This window comes from Campylobacter sp. VBCF_06 NA8 (assembly GCF_027737825.1).
Lineage (GTDB): Bacteria > Campylobacterota > Campylobacteria > Campylobacterales > Campylobacteraceae > Campylobacter_B.
In genome coordinates this window covers 315,644-329,673 of sequence record NZ_JAOVUB010000002.1, presented here as the reverse complement: position 1 = coordinate 329,673, position 14,030 = coordinate 315,644, and the positions used below count along the sequence as shown (strand labels likewise).

15 protein-coding genes and 1 tRNA gene are annotated in these 14,030 nt (G+C 38.9%); 14 read left to right on the top strand and 2 right to left on the bottom strand.

The genetic code is table 11. The features are described from left to right. Positions 1-49 precede the first annotated feature (49 nt). Together OFO10_RS04200 and OFO10_RS04195 are read right to left on the bottom strand one after the other, a co-directional pair. Positions 50-136: transfer RNA gene (locus OFO10_RS04200), tRNA-Leu, on the bottom strand. Positions 137-221: 85 nt separating this feature from the next. After that, positions 222-518, bottom strand: coding sequence for an HU family DNA-binding protein (locus tag OFO10_RS04195; protein WP_270859461.1), 297 nt, complete (start codon positions 516-518; stop codon positions 222-224). A 255-nt stretch (positions 519-773) separates the two neighbouring features. Between OFO10_RS04195 and OFO10_RS04190 the strand changes: the two genes are divergently transcribed. The 14 genes from OFO10_RS04190 to OFO10_RS04125 all read left to right on the top strand — a co-directional run bounded on the left by OFO10_RS04190 (position 774) and on the right by OFO10_RS04125 (position 13,979). Next, positions 774-1,454, top strand: a complete 681-nt coding sequence (locus OFO10_RS04190) for a response regulator transcription factor (protein ID WP_270866194.1) — start codon at positions 774-776, stop codon at positions 1,452-1,454. Between the two features lie 16 nt (positions 1,455-1,470). After that, a complete protein-coding gene (locus tag OFO10_RS04185) occupies positions 1,471-2,706 on the top strand; it encodes an ArsS family sensor histidine kinase (protein ID WP_270866193.1) in 1,236 nt (411 codons plus the stop codon). Between the two features lie 51 nt (positions 2,707-2,757). Next, positions 2,758-3,141: a c-type cytochrome gene (locus OFO10_RS04180; protein ID WP_270864475.1), complete on the top strand. Its 384-nt coding sequence runs from the start codon at positions 2,758-2,760 to the stop codon at positions 3,139-3,141. Continuing rightward, positions 3,125-4,396 carry a glutamate-1-semialdehyde 2,1-aminomutase gene (gene hemL, locus OFO10_RS04175; protein ID WP_270866192.1) on the top strand — a complete coding sequence of 424 codons (1,272 nt, stop codon included), beginning with the start codon at positions 3,125-3,127 and terminating at the stop codon, positions 4,394-4,396. The genes OFO10_RS04180 and hemL overlap by 17 nt, the downstream gene beginning before the upstream one ends. A gap of 23 nt (positions 4,397-4,419) precedes the next feature. Further along, the gene (locus OFO10_RS04170; RefSeq protein WP_270866191.1) at positions 4,420-4,716 is read left to right on the top strand and encodes an AtpZ/AtpI family protein; all 297 of its coding nucleotides are present in this window, start codon (positions 4,420-4,422) and stop codon (positions 4,714-4,716) included. Beyond that, complete coding sequence (locus OFO10_RS04165; RefSeq protein ID WP_270866190.1) at positions 4,713-5,156, top strand: hypothetical protein; 444 nt, start codon at positions 4,713-4,715, stop codon at positions 5,154-5,156. The genes OFO10_RS04170 and OFO10_RS04165 overlap by 4 nt, the downstream gene beginning before the upstream one ends. Positions 5,157-5,498: 342 nt before the next feature. Then, positions 5,499-6,557 carry a quinone-dependent dihydroorotate dehydrogenase gene (locus tag OFO10_RS04160; RefSeq protein ID WP_270866189.1) on the top strand — a complete coding sequence of 353 codons (1,059 nt, stop codon included), beginning with the start codon at positions 5,499-5,501 and terminating at the stop codon, positions 6,555-6,557. Positions 6,558-6,564: 7 nt separating this feature from the next. Further along, complete coding sequence (locus OFO10_RS04155; RefSeq protein WP_270866188.1) at positions 6,565-7,818, top strand: M16 family metallopeptidase; 1,254 nt, start codon at positions 6,565-6,567, stop codon at positions 7,816-7,818. Next, positions 7,811-8,707: a 4-hydroxy-tetrahydrodipicolinate synthase gene (gene dapA, locus OFO10_RS04150; protein WP_270859452.1), complete on the top strand. Its 897-nt coding sequence runs from the start codon at positions 7,811-7,813 to the stop codon at positions 8,705-8,707. Before OFO10_RS04155 ends, dapA begins: the two co-directional genes overlap by 8 nt. Next, the gene (locus tag OFO10_RS04145; protein ID WP_270866187.1) at positions 8,707-9,495 is read left to right on the top strand and encodes an enoyl-ACP reductase; all 789 of its coding nucleotides are present in this window, start codon (positions 8,707-8,709) and stop codon (positions 9,493-9,495) included. Before dapA ends, OFO10_RS04145 begins: the two co-directional genes overlap by 1 nt. A gap of 14 nt (positions 9,496-9,509) precedes the next feature. After that, positions 9,510-10,082 carry a CDP-diacylglycerol--glycerol-3-phosphate 3-phosphatidyltransferase gene (pgsA, locus tag OFO10_RS04140; RefSeq protein ID WP_270862416.1) on the top strand — a complete coding sequence of 191 codons (573 nt, stop codon included), beginning with the start codon at positions 9,510-9,512 and terminating at the stop codon, positions 10,080-10,082. A 3-nt stretch (positions 10,083-10,085) separates the two neighbouring features. Beyond that, positions 10,086-11,204: an RIP metalloprotease RseP gene (rseP, locus tag OFO10_RS04135; protein WP_270866186.1), complete on the top strand. Its 1,119-nt coding sequence runs from the start codon at positions 10,086-10,088 to the stop codon at positions 11,202-11,204. After that, entirely contained in the window at positions 11,201-11,845 is a 645-nt protein-coding gene (locus OFO10_RS04130) for a YggS family pyridoxal phosphate-dependent enzyme (protein ID WP_270866185.1), read from the top strand. Before rseP ends, OFO10_RS04130 begins: the two co-directional genes overlap by 4 nt. Beyond that, positions 11,838-13,979 (top strand): pentapeptide repeat-containing protein, encoded by a 2,142-nt coding sequence (locus OFO10_RS04125; RefSeq protein ID WP_270866184.1) that lies wholly within the window; start codon positions 11,838-11,840, stop codon positions 13,977-13,979. Before OFO10_RS04130 ends, OFO10_RS04125 begins: the two co-directional genes overlap by 8 nt. Positions 13,980-14,030: the final 51 nt, after the last annotated feature.

The following is a 14,030-nucleotide window of genomic DNA, read 5'->3' as shown; positions in this document are numbered from 1 at the left end:
TATCAAGTTGAAATTTAGGGGAAAAAGTCAAAATTTTAAAGGATTTTAGTGGTGCCCAGAGCCGGAATCGAACCGGCACGGAGTTGCCTCCGCCAGATTTTGAGTCTGGTGCGTCTACCAATTTCACCACCTGGGCTTGAATTAAAAATCGAGATTATACAAAAATTTGATTAAAATAAAATTAAGCCCCAAAATTTTGGGGCTTAAAAGAGTAAGAAAAATTATTTTTTCTTTTTAGCTTTTGAAGCAGCAACGGCCTCTTTAAGTTGTTTGCCAACTTTAAATTTAACTACTTTTGTAGCAGGTGATTTGTAAGTTTTGTTTGTGCCAGGAACTTTGCCTTCACGAGCAGCACGCTCAGCAATGCTAAAAGAACCAAAGCCAATGAAACTAATCTCATCGCCTTTAACTAATAGCTCTTTAATTGTTTCAAGAGCTTTATCTACTACTGCTGTAGTATCTTTTTTGCTTTGTCCTGCTTTTTCAGCAACAATACTGATAAAATCAGCTTTTTTCATAGAGTATCCTTTGTGATAAAGTGTAACGGCGACCATTTTACAATACTTTGATAAAAATTTCAATAGAATTTTGCGAATTTTTCGCTAAATTTGGCAAAATTTAGCGAAATTTGGCAAAATTTTGCCCATTTTCACACTATTTGAAAAATAAATTTTTCATTTTTTCCCAAATTTACACAAATTTAGGCGCTAAAATTTTTTATAATCTTAAATTTGATATAATGCACCCAAAATTTTAAATTTTAAGGTAAAAATATGACAAAAATTTTAATGATAGAAGATGATTTGGAGCTGGCTGAAATTTTAAGCGAATACTTAGAACAATACGAAATCGACATTACCGTCGCAGATGACCCATTTATCGGGCTTTCGAAGCTGAAATTAGAAAATTTCAACCTCGTGATTTTAGACCTAACGCTTCCTGGCATGGACGGGCTTGAAGTCTGCAAAGAAATCCGCAAAACCTCGAATTTACCGATTATCATTTCTAGTGCGCGCCACGATTTGACCGATAAAATCAACGCCTTTGATTTCGGCGCAGATGATTATCTACCAAAACCATACAACCCCCAAGAGCTCCTAGCCCGCATAAAACGCCATGTCGAGCGCTACAACACAGGTTCGATCAAACAAGCCGGTGAAAAAACCAACAAAGACATCGTGGTAGATGATTTTTCGCACACTATCATCTTTAAAGGTCAGCCTTTATCGCTGACAGTCGCTGAATACGATGTCCTCTCATATCTAGTCAAAAAAGAAGGCGGAGCAATCACACGCGAAGAGCTCATTTACAACAGCTCCTCAATCAGCGAAGAATCCTCGCCAAAAAGCATAGATGTCATCGTCGGTCGTATCAGGGTCAAGCTTGGCGAAACCTCCAAGACACCGCAATATATCCACGCAATCAGGGGCGTGGGATACAAGCTCGTGCAATAAATTTTGAAATTTAAATATGAAATTTAGATCTTCGATTTTTTATACCATTACATTTATTTTCGCGCTTGCGACGATTGGCGTATCGCTCGCACTCATTTGGCTTATCGGATATGATAAACAAAACTACACAAGAGAGCTAAACACAAAATACTCCATAGTCGCGCGCTCGCACCTATACCAGATGAGCAGGCTCATCTCGCAAAACGAATTCCAAAGACAAATCGCAAATTTCGAATTTGCTAGCATTAACGACGAAAATTTTATAAAACAACTAAACGAAAATGGCGAAATTTTAGATAGTATTTCGGCTGATATCGGCTCGGCTGATATTATAATGTATAACCGCAAAAACTACCTCAAAATCACCCACGCAAACGAGGTTAGAATTTTAAACGACAAAGAATACCAACCATATCGCTACGATATTTTTAGAGTGATTTATGGCGGAATTTTGGCGATTATTTTGCTCGCATACATTTTTATTATACGCAAAATCAAACCACTTCGCAAGCTAAAACGCCAAATCGATAAATTTGCCACAGGCGATCTAAATATCGCAAATGTCGCCACAGGCACAGACGAAATCTCCGAGGTTTCGCGCGCGTTTTACGGCGCAGTTACGCAGATCAACAAATTAAACGAATCGCGCCACCTGTTTTTGCGAAACATCATGCATGAGCTAAAAACGCCCATTACCAAAGGCCGCATAACCGTCGAAATGATCGAAAAAAACAAATACCAAGAGCGCTTGTTATCGGTATTTGAAAGGCTAGAAGATTTGATTAACGAATTTGCCGCAGTCGAGAGGGCAACTTCTGGGATTCCGCTTGGAGAACGCGGAATTTACTCAGCCAAAGAAATCATAAACGAAGCCCTAAAAATCGCAATGATAGGCGAAAATTTAGTAACCATAAATGCGCCAGAGGATTTGAAATTTAATGTAGATTTGAAGCTGTTTTCAATCGCTGTGAAAAATCTAATCGACAACGCAATCAAATACTCCACTGACCGCCATGTCATCATAAATGTCGGAGCAACCTTTGATTTCATCAGCAATTCGCCAGAGTTAGAGCAGGATTTCGAGCATTACAAAGAGGCGTTTTCTAAGGGCTCAAACGCTAAACAAAGCTTCGGTCTTGGGCTATATATCGTCGATAATATCGCCAAATCGCATGGTTTAGTCTTTAAATACCGCAGAGAAAATGAGACAAATATCTTTTATTTTGATAATATGAGTGAAATTTTACTCTAAATTTTAAGGCGATTTGATATATGATTGCAAAATTTTTTAAAAAGTGAGTTTATGCGAAATTTAATATTTTTACTAGCATTTTTCGGTGTTTGTTTGTGTGCAGAGAGTTTCATCACAGATGAAGAATACGGAGCTATGCTCTACCAAAACCCCCGTGGAATCGGCTGTGATAAGTGCCACGGCGAGCGTGGCGAGGGACAGCTCATCGCAAAATACGAGGAATTTAACCGCTCAAATGAAACCTACTACGAAAAATCCCTTTTTGCACCCAAAATCAACACCCTCTCACTGCAAGAATTAGCCGACGGAATCGGCGCTAGCAAGGACATTATGCCAAGCTATTTTCTTACAAAAGACGAAATTATCATTATTTACAAATATTTAAAAGCCAAAAATCAAACCCAAAAAAAGGACGAAAATGACAAACAAAACTGAATTTGCAAAGGCTACGAAATTTATCCCAGGTGGCGTTGATTCGCCTGTTCGCGCATTTGGAAGCGTAGGTGGCGAGCCATTTATGGTAAAAAAGGGCAAAGGCGCATATATCTACGATGTCGAGGGCAGAAAATACCTTGATTTCGTGCAAAGTTGGGGTCCGCTGATTTTCGGACACGCTGATAAAGATATCCAAAAAGCAGTTTGCGATGCAGCGAAATTTGGACTAAGTTTTGGCGCACCAAGCCCGCTAGAAACGAAACTTGCTAAGCTTGTTTTAGATAAATTTCCGTTTTTGGATAAAATTCGCTTCACTAGCAGCGGCACAGAGGCCACAATGAGCGCAATCCGCCTAGCGCGCGCTTACAGCGGAAAAGACGGCATAATAAAATTCGCCGGTTGCTACCACGGACACAGCGACTCGCTTTTGGTCAAGGCGGGTTCAGGGGCAACTACATTTGGGTATTCAAGCAGTGCTGGCGTGCCAGAAGATATCGCCAAAAACACATTTGTCGCTGTTTATAACGATATCCAAAGCGTCAAAGCGATTGTCAAAGCCAATGATATCGGCACTATAATCATCGAACCAATCGCTGGAAATATGGGCTTAGTGCCTGCAAAAGCCGAATTTTTAAGCGAACTTCGCAAAATTTGCGACGAGAAAAAAATCGTGCTAATCATGGACGAGGTAATGAGCGGATTTCGCGCTAGTGCGCGCGGAAGCTACGATGTGTATGGCATAAAAGGCGATATCGTAACCTTTGGCAAGGTAATCGGTGGCGGTATGAGCGTGGCAGCCTTTGCAGGAAAGTCTGAAATCATGGATCTAATCAGCCCTCTTGGCGGCGTTTATCAAGCAGGCACGCTAAGTGGAAACCCGGTGGCAATGGCGGCTGGAATTGCGAGTTTGAGCAAAATTTATGCTAAGAAAAATTTATACAAAGATTTAAATTCACTCGCCAAATGCTTCATAAACGGCCTTAGCAAAGCCGCCAAAAAGCATGGTATCGCGCTTCAAACAGCCTGCGTGGGAAGTATGTTTGGGTATTTTTTCGCCGAAGATGAAGTAAATAACTACGACGACGCGCTCAAATCCGACACTAAGCGTTTTGCGAAATTTCACCGCGAAATGATAAAACGGGGCGTATTTTTGGCGCCAAGTCAGTTCGAAACTGGCTTTATTTGCGAGGCAATGAGCAAAAAAGATATAGATTTTGCCATAAAAATGGCAGATGAAGCAATGGCAAATTTGTAAATTTTTAAATTTAAGGCGAGGTTATGAAATACACAAAAAACCTGCACAAGGTCGTCCCGATCGCATACGATGTGAGCCTTGGGATTTCGATAGTCGTCGCAATCGCCATTGGCGTGGGACTTGGGCTATGGCTCAAATCCCTAACCGGCTCGTTAATCGTTTTTTGGGTTTGCGTGTGCTTTGGTATAGCTGCGGCGTTTTTAAATGTCTATAAGGCGTTTAAGGGGCTAAACGAAAGCCTCAAAGAGCTCGAAGACGATCCCAAATACAAGGCCGCAAAAGAGAATTTTGACGATGATGATTGGGACGAAAAAGAGTGAAAAAAGAAATTTTAAAAATCTACTTGATTTTTGATTTTCTACTCCTTGCGCTTGGGGGTTTGCTTTGCGCTTTTGGGGCGAAATTTGCCCCATTTTTCGCTAGTTCGCAGCTTGGATTTTTCTGCTCGCTTGCGGTTGTGTTTTTTTCGCACAGAGCCTACGCACTGCGCCTCGAAGATGAAATTCGCTCTGGCAAATACGACAAAATCGCTAACGATGAATTTGATGATGAAAATTTAGCCGAGCCCAAAAAAAGCGCGGTTAAATCAAATTTTGCCACCGCATTTTTTTCGCCATTTAAAATTTTATCCTATCTCGCGCTAATTTTTGGAATTTGGCTTTTGGCTAAATTTGGACTTTTAAACCCGCTTGCACTAATGCTTGGCGTAAGCGTAATCCCACTAGGGACGCTCATTTTTGCGTTTTGTAATAAAGAGTAAAATTTTAATTTATCATTGCAAAGAAATGCAAAGTATTTCAGTAAAATAAAACCAGCTAAATTTGGATTGAATTTTGAATTTAAATTTTACTGGATTGCTTCGCCGTGCAAGCACGGCTCGCAATGACAAATTGTGCGCAAAATTTGCTAATCTGTCATTGCGAGATTTACGAAGTAAATCGAAGCAATCTACGAATTTAAAATTCCCACCGCTAAATTTGCAAAATTACTAACCCGAAATTTTAAAAAACAAAAACAATCAAAACTACACAAATTTGGCTAAAAATATAAAGAATTATTAATTCAAATTTCGCTAAAATGATGAGTTTTGAAAAGGAATTTTATGGATTACAACACGCTAAAAAAAATATTTTTTAAATTTCAGCCAGAAACTGCACACCATATCGCAGAATTGGGACTTCGCACACTAAGTGCAGTTCCGTTTGGACTGGAAATTTTAGCCAAAAATACAACCTACAAAGATGAAATTCTAAATCAAAAAATCTGGGGATTAAATTTTGAAAATCCGCTTGGAATCGCCGGTGGATTTGACAAAAATGCAACCATGCTAGCCCCACTTTATGCCCTTGGATTCGGGCATGCTGAGTTTGGGACATTTACACCAAAACCCCAACCTGGCAACGCCAAACCACGCCTTTTCCGCCTAGTCGAAGAGGAAAGTATCCAAAACGCAATGGGCTTTAACAACGAGGGCGCCGAGGCTATCGCAGAGCGCGTGCGCAAAATTTACCCAGCCAAATTTCCACTTGTCGCAAACATTGGCAAAAACAAAATCACGCCAAACGAAAACGCTCTAAGCGATTATGAAATTTTAACTCGCAAATTTGAGGGACTTTGCGATATTTTCGAAATCAACATTAGCTCGCCAAATACGCCAAATTTGCGCGCTTTGCAAGACGAAAGTTTCATAAAAGAAATTTTATCTATGATGAGAGGCATTACCAAAAAACCAATAATTTTAAAAATCGCCCCCGATATGAGCGCGCAAAAGGCCGTGTCGCTATGCTCATGCGCCGTGAAAGCTGGGGCAGATGCCCTGCTAGTAAATAATACTAGCATTGATTACTCGCTAACGCCCAAAGCAAGGGATTTTGGCGGAATTAGCGGCAGGTTAATCACGCAAAAATCGCGCGAACTTTTCCGCGCAGTATCTAGCGAACTATTTGGCAAAGCAGTGCTGATTAGCTGTGGTGGTATCAGCGACGGCAAAGAGGCCTACACCCGCATAAAAGACGGCGCAAGCCTAGTGCAAATTTTCACAAGTTTTATTTTCAAAGGCCCTAAAATAGCCTATAATATCAACTCCGAGTTAGCTTCACTCTTGCGCCAAGACGGCCTTTCAAATATCACAGAAGCAATCGGTTTAAATTTAAAAAAATGAGGTTTTTATGTTTGCAAAATTCAATAAAATCACGCTAGAAAACGGCTTAGCCGTCTATCACATACCGGTAAATTTAGGTAGCGATGTCATCAGCGTCGATCTATTTTACGATGTGGGCTCAAAGGACGAAGTCATGGGCAAAAGTGGCATAGCCCACATGCTCGAACACCTAAATTTCAAATCCACAAAAAACCGCAAAGCTGGCGAATTTGACGCCATTGTAAAAGGTTTTGGTGGCGTAAATAACGCAAGCACGGGCTTTGATTTCACGCACTATTTCATCAAATGCGAGCGCTCGAATCTAGCCACCTGCCTCGATTTATACGCAGATATCATGGAAAATTTAAAGCTCGAAGAGAGCGAGTTTTTGCCAGAGCGAAATGTGGTTTTAGAAGAGAGGCTTTGGCGCACGGATAACGATCCGTTTGGGTATCTGTTTTTTAGGCTGTATAACAGCGCCTTTGTTTATCACCCATATCACTGGACGCCGATTGGATTTAGAAGCGATATAGAGGGCTGGAAAATCGAGGATATCAGGGAATTTCACGCTAAATTTTATAATCCAAACAACGCAGCACTTCTAATCAGTGGCGATATCGACGAAAAAAGCGCGTTTGAGCTAGCCAAAAAGAGCTTTTCGCACATCAAAAATCGCTGCGAAAAATCGCATGTTTGCGCGCCAGAACCAGAGCAAGACGGAGAGAGATTTAATCTCATACACAAAGACTCTCATGTCCAAATCGTAGCAACCGCCTTTAAAATCCCGCCATTTAACCACGCTGACGCAGCCAGCATAAACGCTCTTTGCGACTATCTTGGCGGTATGAAAAGCTCGCTTTTGCAACGAATTTTAGTCGATGAGAAAAAGCTAGCCAATCAAATCGATGTCTATAATCTAGCCAGCAAATATGAAAATTTAATGATAATTTTCGGCGTTTGCAACGCTGGGGTCGCTGGCGAGAGGCTAAGAGATGAAATTTTTGCTATCCTAGAAAATGCAAAAAATTCTCAAATCAGCGATGATGAAATCACAAAACTCAAAAATTCAGCCAAATCAAGCCTAATTTACTCCATGGATAGCGCTAGCAAGGTGGCTAGCATTTATGGCTCATATATCATCAGAGGCGATTTGGACGCGCTGTTTAGACTCCAAAGCGATATCGAAAACATCTCAGCGCAAAATTTAAACGAAACTATGAAAAAATATCTCAAATTTAAAAATTCAACCACATTGATTTTACGAAAGGAAGACGATGAATAAAAATGTAATTATCGGTTCAATGACCGCATTAATCACGCCGTTTAAAGATGGCAAACTTGACGAGCAAACCTACGCCAAACTCATAAAACGCCAAATCGATAACGGCATAAATGTCCTAGTCCCTGTCGGTACCACAGGCGAGAGCGCCACATTGACCCACGATGAGCACAAAGTCTGCATAGAAATCGCAGTCGATACCTGCAAAAACACAGGCGTCAAAGTCCTAGCGGGTGCCGGCTCAAACGCCACGCACGAGGCTGTGGATTTAGCCAAATTCGCACAAGCGCATGGGGCCGATGGAATACTCTCTGTCGCGCCATACTACAACAAACCGACCCAAAAAGGCTTGTATCTGCACTACAAAGAGATTGCAAACTCTATCGAAATTCCAGTGCTTTTATACAATGTCCCAGGCAGAACAGGGTGTAATATCGACACAGAAACCATAATCAAGCTTTTTAACGATTGCGACAACATTTACGGCGTAAAAGAGGCAAGTGGCAGTATCGATAAATGCGTGGATTTGCTAGCGCATGAGCCGAAACTAAGCGTGATTAGTGGCGAGGACGCGATAAACTACCCTATCCTATCAAACGGCGGAAAGGGCGTCATCTCAGTAACTGCAAATTTATTGCCTGATTATATTTCAAAGCTCGTAAATTTCGGACTAAATAGCGATTATATCAAGGCAAAAGAGATTAATGATGATTTGTATGCAATAAATAAAATTCTCTTTTGCGAAAGCAACCCAATCCCGATAAAAGCGGCAATGTATATCGCTGGGCTAATGCCGGCTTTGGAGTATCGCCTGCCACTTTGCGAGCCTAGCAAGGAAAATTTAGCTAAAATTGAAGCTGTTATGAAACAATACAATATCAAAGGATTTTAATGATAGAAACTATCAACGAATTTAAAGGAAAAACCCTAGTAATCAGCGGTGGAACGCGCGGAATCGGTCGCGCGATTGTTTTGGAATTCGCCAAAGTTGGCGCAAATGTCGCCTTTACCTACAACTCAAACGAAGAGTTAGCCAAAACCCAAGCAGCCGAGTTAGAGAAGGAATTTGGCATAAAAGCAAAAGCATATCCGCTAAATATTTTAGAGCCAGAGACCTACAAAGAGCTGTTTGAAAAGATCGACGCGGATTTTGATAGAGTGGATTTTTTCATCTCAAATGCCATTATTTCAGGTCGCGCGGTGGCTGGTGGATACACTAAATTTATGAAGCTAAAACCACGCGGGATTAATAATATCTTTACCGCGACCGTAAATGCCTTTGTCGTGGGCTCGCAAGAAGCAGCCAAACGCATGGAAAAGGTAGGCGGTGGCAGTATAATCAGCCTAAGTTCGACTGGAAATTTAGTCTATATCGAACATTACTCAGGACACGGCACTGCAAAAGCAGCAGTTGAGGCTATGGCAAGATACGCTGCAACCGAGCTTGGCGAGAAAAATATCCGCGTAAATGTCGTAAGTGGCGGACCAATCGAAACAGACGCGCTAAGAGCTTTTACGAATTATGAGGAAGTGCGCGACAAAACAGCCGAACTAAGCCCGCTTAATCGCATGGGACAGCCGACAGATTTAGCAGGTGCGTGCCTGTTTTTGTGTTCGAGCAAGGCTAGTTGGGTTACAGGTCATACATTTATCGTCGATGGCGGAACGACTTTTAAATAAAATTTGGAAAAAATATGTGGAATTTACCAAATATATTAGCAATTTTTAGGGTTTTACTAGCGCCTTTGTTTTTTTATCTCATTTTGCTTGCTGGCAATGCCGATAGTAGCGGTATGGTTGGCGCGGTGCATGTCAGCTGGATAAACTACTTCGCCGCCCTAACCTTCGTAATCGCCTCCGTGACGGACTTTTTCGACGGATTTATCGCTAGAAGCTGGAATCAAATCACCAAATTTGGCGGTATCATCGATCCTCTTGCTGATAAAATGCTAACCTTGGCTGGATTTTTAGGGCTTATGTATATTGATAGAGCGAGCCCATGGGCTGTGTATCTAATCCTAATCCGCGAGTTTTTTATCACAGGGTTTCGCACGGTTATGGTGAGCGAAAATATCAGCGTCTCAGCCTCAATGGCGGGCAAGGTAAAAACGGTATCGCAAATGTTTGCCATAGGATTTTTGACAATGCAGTGGAGTGGCGGAAATTTCTTGCTATGGGTCGCAGTAGCACTCACGCTGTATTCGGGACTAGAATACATTTTAGCCTACGCAAAAAATCACAAAAAAAATGCAAAAGCAACGGAGTGATTTTTGAAAAGCATACTTTTAACCATAGGAATTTTGCTTTGCGGATTGTATTTTTATGGGTTGCATTTTTTTGTAACGATTTTAGCCATTAGCTTTTTGATATTTTTCCACGAGCTTGGCCATTTTAGCGTTGCACGCCTGCTTGGCGTGGGCGTAAATGTATTTAGCGTGGGCTTTGGCGAGAAAATTTACACCAAACAAATCGGCGCGACACAGTATTGCATAAGCGCAATCCCGCTTGGCGGATATGTCAGCCTAAAAGGTCAAGAGGATTTAGATCCAAGTGCGAAAAATTTCGACCCCGATAGCTACAACACCAAAGGCCCGCTAGCGCGCATTGCCATACTTGTGGCAGGACCTGCGTTTAATATAATTTTAGCGTTTTTAATCTACATTAGCCTAGGCTATATCGGCGTAGAGCGTATCGCGCCAATCGTAGGCGCAGTGAGCGAAAACTCAGCCGCACAAAGTGCTGGAATCATGGTCGGCGATGAAATTTTATCAATAAATAGCGCACAAATCAGAGAGTGGGACGATATCTCCAAAAATGTCGTGGCCGGGGATTTAAACCTGCAAATCAAGCGCGCAGGCGAAATCAAAAATCTAAATTTAACCCCAAAAATGGGCGAGAAACTAAACATTTGGCGAGAGCGTATCCAAACCCCGCTAATAGGAATTTCTCCCGGAAAAGAGCCCAAATATATCACGCTTTATCACACGGGCGCTAGCTCGCTTGGCTTCGCGCTAAATGAGACAATCCAATCGAGCAAAATCATCTTAGTTGGGCTCGAAAAGCTCGTCTCAGGCGTCGTTTCTCCCAAAGAAATGGGCGGAATCGTCGCTATCACCGATATCACGACTAAGGCCGTAAGCTACGGAGCTTCGGTAGTTTTGCTCCTTGTCGCGCTGATTTCTGTGAATTTGGGCATAATAAATCTCTTCCCAATCCCTGCACTTGATGGCGGACATATTTTGTTTAACCTAATCGAGCTTGTGTTTCGCCGCCCAGTGCCAGAGAAGGTTTTCATCGGCGCTAGCTACGCTGGAATCGCAATTTTGGCAATGCTGATGATTTTTACGATAGTAAATGACTTCGCGCGCATGCTAGGATTTTATCAATGAATCTAGCGCAAATTTTAGAGCGCATAGACAGCGCAAAAATTTCATCAGGCGCGCAGAGCGTGCGCCTAATCGCTGTGAGCAAAAATGTAGATACTGACGCGGTGGAAAATCTCTACTCGCAGGGGCAAATCGAATTTGGCGAAAACCGTGTCCAAGAGATGAAGCGAAAATGCGAAATTTTAAGCGACCTGCCCCTAAAATGGCATTTCATCGGCTCACTGCAAAGCAATAAAATAAATCATTTACTCTCGCTTCGCCCGTGTTTATGGCAAAGTTGCAACTCTTATGAGCTTGCGTGCGCTGTGAATAAACGGCTAAATTTCACGCTAGATACGCTTTTGGAGATAAACTCAGCTAACGAAAGTAGCAAAAGCGGGATAGAAATTTCACGCGCAATTGATGAGTTTTTGCAGATAAAAGAGAGTTGCGAAAATCTAAATTTATGCGGTGTTATGAGTATCGGCGCACACTCAGAAGACGAGCGCGAAATACAAAAAAGCTTTGAAATCACTTACAAAATTTTTGAAAATTTGCGACCGCACGGCGCAAAAATCTGCTCAATGGGTATGAGCGATGACTTCGAACTAGCCATAAAATGCGGATCAAATATGGTTCGACTTGGTAGGATTTTGTATGGATAATATAGATTTATATGATGAACTTGGTGAAATTTTTAATGCAACTTCTTATACCGATAATTATATAGAAATTCATAGCAATTTCAATAACTCTTGGACTTATGCAGATTTTAAACTAAAAATTCAGCAAATACAAGAAAAAAAATTGCAAGAAAATAAAATTTTAAAATTTATAAATTTTAATTTTCCACACACTTTTGCAGTAGAAAATTTAATTGATATTAAGCTTGAATTTGAAAAATGTAAATTTAATCATATTGATAATAGACTAACGCAAAACAATAAATACTATTTTAAAGATTGTGAAATAAATTCAATATACTTCCAAGATAAGATAAATTCTACTATTGTTTTTGAAAAATGCGTTTTCAAACAAATCAAAATAATTAATTGTTATATAATGCATAGAATTTCTTTTAAAAATTCAATTATAGAAAATGATTTTTATTTAACACATAGCGAAATAAATAAAAAAGCAGATTTTTCAAATGTTGAATTTAAGGGAAAATCTTATTTTAATAGAACGATTTTTTTAGATTATGCAGATTTTCATGAAGCTATTTTTAGTGATATAGTTAGCTTTTATGATGTGAAATTTGAAAAATTAATGAATTTTTCTAGTTCGATTTTTAGAGATTTTGATAAAGTTAATTTTGTTAATACCGATATTGAAAAAATAAGCATTGAAAAAATTGAAGGAATAGTAGATAAGAAACATAAAAATCCAACCTATAAAAGAGAGAAAAACTGTTTAGAAGAAATAAAAAATCAAATTACAGATAAAGAATATAATTTAAAATTAAAACAAATATCTTTTGATTCTAAAATTCGCTGGATAAATAATTTTAGAAATTCATTTCGCATTATCAAACATATTCTACTTGAAACAAACAATTCATTAGACGCTCAAAAATTCCACAAACTTGAACTTTATGCAAAAGAGATTGAATTAGAATACAAATCTGAAAAAGAATATATAAATTTTGCAAATCGTATCGATGAAGCAAATCAAAAAAATATAAATTTTAAAGAAATTGCATGTTTAACAGCGATTTCTATTGCATTAATATTTGCAATTTCTAAATTATTATCCCTAGAAGCACTTGTTGTTGGTTTTGCATTTTTGATTACATATATTTCTTTAATCATAATAGTGTTAGCAGTTATTGGTTTTGTTTTTATATGTATAGAAAAAATATATTCTATACTTAAAAACGGCATAAAATACAAGGAACAGCTTAACGATATTAAAATATTTTTTGAAAAAGAAAATGCAAAAAAAATAACTGATTTTTCATTATATATTGATTATTTAAAGCTTAAAATTTATAGAATTACTAGCGACCATCATACAAATTTTCTCCAAACTTTCAATTTTACAATTTCTGTAATAGCCTTATATGGTTTATTTACAATATTTATTGGTAAAAATATAAGTTTAGATTTTATTAAATTTTTTACTCTAAATCTAGGCTTTACAATCTTTCTTATATCTATATTATTTTATTTTACAAAATTTAATTTTTCTGCAATTGTCGGAGTAGGTTTTGTATTAATATTTTGTTGGCTCGGTATGATAATTTCTTTAAATATAACAATTTTGGGTTTTTATAGTGCCATAATATTTTTTGCAACATTATATATTTTCTCTTTAATATTATTGTGTTTTATTTTTTCATCTAAAAAAAGTTTGATTATATTTTCTACAAGATTGGTATCATATTGTATATTTCTTGTTTTTTTATTTTATTCTGCAAATTTGATAATACCTTTTTCAAATTTTAATTCAAATTCGCAAAATCAATATCTGCAAACCAAACTTTCACAGGCAAACAAAACCGAAATCATAGAACTAGCTTCAATAATAAACCCTGAATTTAACGCAACTAAAAATCCAAATTCGAGCGAGAATTTAAGTATTTCCGAACTAAATGAATACAAAAAATTTATAGTTGAAAATAAAGAAATTTTAAAAGATAGCAACGCCACAAACGCAAAATTCAAACAAGCCATTTACGCCGATAGCTCACGAGATAAAACGATAAAATGTATAAGTTTTATATACGCCATAATTCTCGGTCTTTGCCTATTTTCGCTGCAAAAAACAGCAAGGCGAAATTCCGTCGTGCCGAGTTAAAATTACTTGAAACAAAAAACTGCTTTGTTCGCGACAAAAATTTAGCGTCGC

Bases quoted from the DNA above. Each gene is read 5' to 3' on its own strand.
- OFO10_RS04195 (WP_270859461.1), bottom strand. From the start codon at position 518: ATGAAAAAAGCTGATTTTATCAGTATTGTTGCTGAAAAAGCAGGACAA.
- OFO10_RS04190 (WP_270866194.1), top strand. From the start codon at position 774: ATGACAAAAATTTTAATGATAGAAGATGATTTGGAGCTGGCTGAAATT.
- OFO10_RS04185 (WP_270866193.1), top strand. From the start codon at position 1,471: ATGAAATTTAGATCTTCGATTTTTTATACCATTACATTTATTTTCGCG.
- OFO10_RS04180 (WP_270864475.1), top strand. From the start codon at position 2,758: ATGCGAAATTTAATATTTTTACTAGCATTTTTCGGTGTTTGTTTGTGT.
- hemL (WP_270866192.1), top strand. From the start codon at position 3,125: ATGACAAACAAAACTGAATTTGCAAAGGCTACGAAATTTATCCCAGGT.
- OFO10_RS04170 (WP_270866191.1), top strand. From the start codon at position 4,420: ATGAAATACACAAAAAACCTGCACAAGGTCGTCCCGATCGCATACGAT.
- OFO10_RS04160 (WP_270866189.1), top strand. From the start codon at position 5,499: ATGGATTACAACACGCTAAAAAAAATATTTTTTAAATTTCAGCCAGAA.
- OFO10_RS04155 (WP_270866188.1), top strand. From the start codon at position 6,565: ATGTTTGCAAAATTCAATAAAATCACGCTAGAAAACGGCTTAGCCGTC.
- dapA (WP_270859452.1), top strand. From the start codon at position 7,811: ATGAATAAAAATGTAATTATCGGTTCAATGACCGCATTAATCACGCCG.
- OFO10_RS04145 (WP_270866187.1), top strand. From the start codon at position 8,707: ATGATAGAAACTATCAACGAATTTAAAGGAAAAACCCTAGTAATCAGC.
- pgsA (WP_270862416.1), top strand. From the start codon at position 9,510: ATGTGGAATTTACCAAATATATTAGCAATTTTTAGGGTTTTACTAGCG.
- OFO10_RS04130 (WP_270866185.1), top strand. From the start codon at position 11,201: ATGAATCTAGCGCAAATTTTAGAGCGCATAGACAGCGCAAAAATTTCA.
- OFO10_RS04125 (WP_270866184.1), top strand. From the start codon at position 11,838: ATGGATAATATAGATTTATATGATGAACTTGGTGAAATTTTTAATGCA.